The 4,746-nt window shown below is 52.5% G+C and carries 6 protein-coding genes; all 6 read left to right on the top strand.

Features of this window, described 5'->3' with window-relative positions:
- Positions 1 to 74 precede the first annotated feature (74 nt).
- Entirely contained in the window at positions 75 to 581 is a 507-nt protein-coding gene (locus FC20_RS09115) for a hypothetical protein (RefSeq protein ID WP_008461835.1), read from the top strand.
- 13 nt (positions 582 to 594) lie between these two features.
- Complete coding sequence (gene rbsK / locus FC20_RS09110) at positions 595 to 1,518, top strand: ribokinase (protein WP_056945387.1); 924 nt, start codon at positions 595 to 597, stop codon at positions 1,516 to 1,518.
- Positions 1,519 to 1,521: 3 nt separating this feature from the next.
- Positions 1,522 to 2,172, top strand: coding sequence for a ribulose-phosphate 3-epimerase (gene rpe / locus FC20_RS09105; RefSeq protein ID WP_008461830.1), 651 nt, complete (start codon positions 1,522 to 1,524; stop codon positions 2,170 to 2,172).
- 9 nt (positions 2,173 to 2,181) lie between these two features.
- Complete coding sequence (rpiA, locus tag FC20_RS09100) at positions 2,182 to 2,877, top strand: ribose-5-phosphate isomerase RpiA (RefSeq protein ID WP_039943890.1); 696 nt, start codon at positions 2,182 to 2,184, stop codon at positions 2,875 to 2,877.
- A 118-nt stretch (positions 2,878 to 2,995) separates the two neighbouring features.
- Positions 2,996 to 3,931 (top strand): nucleoside hydrolase, encoded by a 936-nt coding sequence (locus tag FC20_RS09095; protein ID WP_008461823.1) that lies wholly within the window; start codon positions 2,996 to 2,998, stop codon positions 3,929 to 3,931.
- Positions 3,932 to 3,941: 10 nt separating this feature from the next.
- Entirely contained in the window at positions 3,942 to 4,664 is a 723-nt protein-coding gene (locus FC20_RS09090) for a GntR family transcriptional regulator (protein ID WP_056945386.1), read from the top strand.
- Positions 4,665 to 4,746 lie beyond the last annotated feature (82 nt).

The raw sequence follows: 4,746 nt of genomic DNA, 5'->3' as shown, positions 1-4,746 counted from the left end.
TGAATAGCATTGGATATGTTTTTGAATTCGGTAATCGGGATAGGACTTTGAGACCTGTAAAGATGGAGAAATTGATGACTGAAAACATCCCAAATTTTGATGAGATATTAACCAAGCAGCTGATTGATGATCAGGATCCGCAAATTGTGTCTTTCCAAGAGGACTTTTACGGGGACTTCTATGACTACTTTGTCAACTTGCTCAAGTTCAAGCAGCTCAGCCAGGGCATCAGCGATGAGGAAATGGCGCGGAAAAAGCTCAGCCTCTACCTGGACATCTTCCGTTCTCAGGATTTTCCGGGGAAGAAGACCTACCGCTACTGCCTGACCTTTGACCGGAAGCTAAATTTTTTAAAAGAGGAGTCAGACTTTACCCTGAGTGCCTTGACCCGGGATTTGAAAAAGCAGCCCGACCAAGTGGCCGACTATTTGGCCGTAAGAGAGCAGGTCTTAGCCGGCTTAGCTGACCGCCTGAACGGGCAAGAGGGCAATGCCCGGATCCAGACCTTTAACGAGGTCCTGGCCGACATCTATGATAAGTACCGGCTGAATCGCTTTAAGATCGCCTACCGGCTGCATTAGAGGAGGAATTTTTATGCAAAAAATCGTAGTACTAGGCTCAAGCAATGTGGACACCACCCTGCATGTGGAAAACTTCCCTAAGCCTGGCGAAACCATCAACGCCCAAAAGGTGACCGAAGCTAGCGGCGGCAAGGGGGCCAACCAGGCCGTAGCAGCGGCTAAAAGCGGGAGCGAAACCCACTTTATCTCTCGGGTCGGCGACGATGCCTTGGGGACCTGGATGCTTGACCAGTTGACTGGCTACGGCGTTTTGACCGACCGGGTCTTGAAGACTGAAGGGGTCAAAACGGGCCACGCCTACATCACCTTGAACAGCGAGGGGCAAAACGACATCATTATCGACCACGGAGCCAACTATGAACTGACGCCAAAAGACGTCGAAGGCGCCAAAGCCGTGATCGAAGATGCCGACTGTGTGATTGCCCAGCTGGAGACCCCGATTGCTGCGACGATTGCGGCATTTAAGATTGCCAAGGCCGCCGGCAAGACCACCATCTTGAACCCAGCGCCCGCCATCAAGGACCTGCCAAAGGAACTTTTGAACTTGACCGACGTGATCACGCCTAACGAAACCGAAAGTGCGCTTCTTACCGGGATTACCATTAGCGGGGATGCTGACCTGGAAAAGAATGCCGTTAAGCTGCACGAACTTGGCTTAAAGTACGTGATCATCACCTACGGCAGCAAGGGTGCCTACGTGTCCTCCCCAGTTTTCACTGGCCTGGTACCAGCCTTCAAGGTCAAGGCCGTGGACACGACGGCCGCCGGCGACACCTTCTTGGGCTTTTTGGCCGGGGGCTTGGCTAGCGACTTGGGCAACCTCCATGATGCGACCGTTTTTGCCTGCCGGGCGAGTTCTTTGGCTGTGCAAAAATTGGGCGCTCAACCATCCATTCCAGACCGGGCAGCGGTGGAAGCAGCCTTGAAGGAAGGTTAGACGATGTTAATTGCACCTTCAATCTTAAATGCCGACAACCTGAACCTGGCTAAAGAGATCGCAGCAGCTAAAGAAGCCGGGATCACCCGCTTTCACCTAGACATCATGGACGGACATTTCGTACCCAACCTGTCCTTTGGCCCCCAGCTGGTTCAAGATTTTAAAAAGCAATTCCCGGACCTAGAAGCTGAAGTTCACTTGATGAGCAGCAACTTACGGGGGATGCTGCCGGATTTTGTTAAGGCGGGCGCTGACCTGATTGAGTTCCACTATGAGGCGGACTATGCCAATCAGATTCCGGGCTGGCTGGACTACCTGCATGATTCCGGCGTCAAGGCCGGGATCGTCTTGAACCCAGACACGGAAATCCGGGTGCTCAAGCCGCTTTTGCCCAAGCTGGACCAGATCCTGATCATGACCGTTTATCCAGGCTTTGGCGGGCAGAAGTTCATGGAAGTGGCGCCTTCCCGGATCAAGGCGGCCAAAGACCTGGCCGGCGAGATCCCGATCGAAGTCGACGGCGGGATCAACGCCGAGACGGCCAAGCTGGCCAAGGAGGCCGGCGCGACAGTCTTTGTTGCGGGCTCGTATATTTTTAGTCAAAAAGCCATTGACCAGCAAGTGGCCGAGTTAAAGCGGATTTTAGAAGAATAGAGGCAAATGATGGATAAGGCAAAGCAAGACGAATTGAAAAAGGCCGCTGCTAAAAAGGCGGCGGAACTGGTTCATGACGAGATGATCCTGGGCGTGGGGACGGGCTCCACGGTCAAGTTCTTTATCGACGAACTAGGCAAGCTGAAAGAAGAAGCGGGCCTGCACTTAAAGGCTGTAGTCACCACCTCCAGTCGCAGTCAAAAGCAGCTGGAAGGCCTGGGCTTTAAGGTAAGTCCTTTGGCTGATGTTGACCAGGTTGACCTGACCGTGGACGGTGCCGACCGGGTGGATTCGCAGCTCAACGGGATCAAGGGCGGCGGCGCTGCCTTAACTTTGGAAAAGAATGTGGCGGTCAACTCCAAGAAAAACGTTTGGATCGTGGACGAAAGCAAGGTGGTGGACCACCTCAGCGGCTTTGCCCTGCCAGTCGAAGTTTTGCCAATTTCCTGCGAGCAGACCAAGCGCCGCTTTGAGGCTGAAGGCTTAAACCCAGTCTTTCGCCTGAATCCAGATGGCAGTCGCCTCAAAACCCACTACGGCAACTATATCCTGGACTTAGACCTGGCCCGGATTCCAGTGCCAAGCGGCTTAGCTGACTACCTGGACCACACGACCGGGGTTGTCGAACACGGTCTCTTTTTAAACATCTGCGACCAGGTGATCATCGCGCGCGACAACGGCGAAATTGAAGTCAAGAAGCGTTAATTTTGTGAAAGAAAAGAAGCTGATCTTCTTTTCTTTTTCTTTTTTCCGGCTAAGCATGGTAGAATAGAAATATTCTGATAATTTGCGATCAAGTAAAAAAGTATTGGAGTAATTTTTCATGAACAAGAAACCTTTGATTATCTCAACCGACCCCGGCATCGACGACGCGGTCTGCCTGACCATTGCCCTTTTCGCTAAGGAACTGGACGTCAAGCTGATCGTGCCAACCTGGGGCAACGTATCCTTGGACAAGACCTTGAACAACGCCTTGCGTCTGCAGAAGTTTTTGGACACCAAGGTGCCAGTGGTGGCCGGTACCAAATTGCCTTTGGTAAAAGAAGCCATCGACGCTTCTGAAGTCCACGGTGCTAGTGGCATGGACGGCTACGACTTCCCAGAAGCCGATGAATCTTTGTTGGTTTCAGGCTTGGCCGCGACCAAGATCCACGAAGTGGTGAACGCAAGTGAAGACAAGGTAACCTTGATGCAAATCGGGCCTGCTACTGACTTTGCCCTTTACTTCCGCCAGTACCCAGAAGACTTGGACAAGATCGATGCCCTCTACATCATGGGCGGGGCCTTGGGCCGGGGCAACTACGGTCCTTACGACGAATACAACGTTTCTGGTGACCCTGAAGCGGCCAAGATTGTTTTTGACTTAGGGAAAAAAGTGCCAATCTACGTGGCGCCGCTGGAAGTGGGCAACCAAGCCTTTGTCGAAGAAGACACCTTGCAAGAAATCAAGGCCTTGGGCCCAGTTGGCGAAATGGTTTATGGCCTCAACTCCCACTACGAAGTCAACGACCCAGCTGCCGCTGAGGGCAAGCGGATCTACGATGCCTTGACAGCAGCCATGCTGCTCGCACCAGACCTGTTCGAAGTCAAGGACGCCTACGTTGCTGTTGACACCAAGGGGCCACTGACTTACGGCGCCAGCGTTATGGATTTTGATGGCTTTTTCGGCCAAGCAAACAACGCGCATGTAGCCGTATCCGTTGACCGGGAAGCCTTTAAGAAGTGGTTTGTTGAAGCGATCGCACAAGCAAACAAGTAGGTGACGGCGTATGACTGATTATGTTTACCGTACAGTCATGCATGATATTAAGCATAAGATTCTGCATGGCGAATATCAGGGGATGCGCCTGCCAGATGAACGCAGCTTAGCCGAGGAGTACCAAGTCAGTCGCTCATCGATGAAGAGAGCCTTGGAGCTCTTGGCCCAGCAGGGCATTGTTTTTAAAAAAAGGGGCAGCGGGACCTTCATCAATCCGCTTTATTTAAAGAACCAGTCTATGTTCCGCTATGAAGGATCTAATCTGGGCTTGACGGACAGCTTTTTAGCGCCAGGGAAAAAGCAGAGCATCAAGCTGCTGGACTTCAAGGTGGTGCCGGCGTCGCCCGAAACGGCGCAGGACCTGTTTTTGAGCCAGGGCGACTTCGTTTACCAGTTCAAGCGACTGCGGCTTTTAGACGACCAGCCATTTTTGATCGAAGAGGGCTTCGTGCCGATCAAGCTGGTGCCGGAACTGTCGGCGGACATCTTAAAGGGGTCCTTGTTCAACTACCTGGAAGATGCGCAGAGCAAGACGGTTACGCGGTCGTACTTGACTATTACCGTGTCGCCGTCGACAGACGAGGATCAGGCGGAATTGCGGCTGTCAGCGACCGAGCCGGTGGGCGTCATGTCGGGGATCTTCTTTTTGGACGACGGAACGCCGGTGGAAGTCTCCACCATGCGGGTCCACTACCGCTACATGCGTTTCAACAGCTTTGTCAACTTGAATTAGGTATTAGACCAAGATCGGAAGATCTTGGTCTTTTTGTTTTGATGCAGTCGGAGTATGTCAACCGGTCTGATTTTTGGCGAAA

The sequence above is a fragment of the Lactobacillus equicursoris DSM 19284 = JCM 14600 = CIP 110162 genome (genome assembly GCF_001434815.1).
Classification (GTDB): Bacteria; Bacillota; Bacilli; order Lactobacillales; family Lactobacillaceae; genus Lactobacillus; species Lactobacillus equicursoris.
Note: the sequence above shows the minus strand (reverse complement) of the source record. Positions and strands in the feature narration are given on the sequence as shown.

Coding starts and splice junctions, on each gene's coding strand:
- FC20_RS09115 (WP_008461835.1), top strand. CDS start 75: ATGACTGAAAACATCCCAAATTTTGATGAGATATTAACCAAGCAGCTG.
- rbsK (WP_056945387.1), top strand. CDS start 595: ATGCAAAAAATCGTAGTACTAGGCTCAAGCAATGTGGACACCACCCTG.
- rpe (WP_008461830.1), top strand. CDS start 1,522: ATGTTAATTGCACCTTCAATCTTAAATGCCGACAACCTGAACCTGGCT.
- rpiA (WP_039943890.1), top strand. CDS start 2,182: ATGGATAAGGCAAAGCAAGACGAATTGAAAAAGGCCGCTGCTAAAAAG.
- FC20_RS09095 (WP_008461823.1), top strand. CDS start 2,996: ATGAACAAGAAACCTTTGATTATCTCAACCGACCCCGGCATCGACGAC.
- FC20_RS09090 (WP_056945386.1), top strand. CDS start 3,942: ATGACTGATTATGTTTACCGTACAGTCATGCATGATATTAAGCATAAG.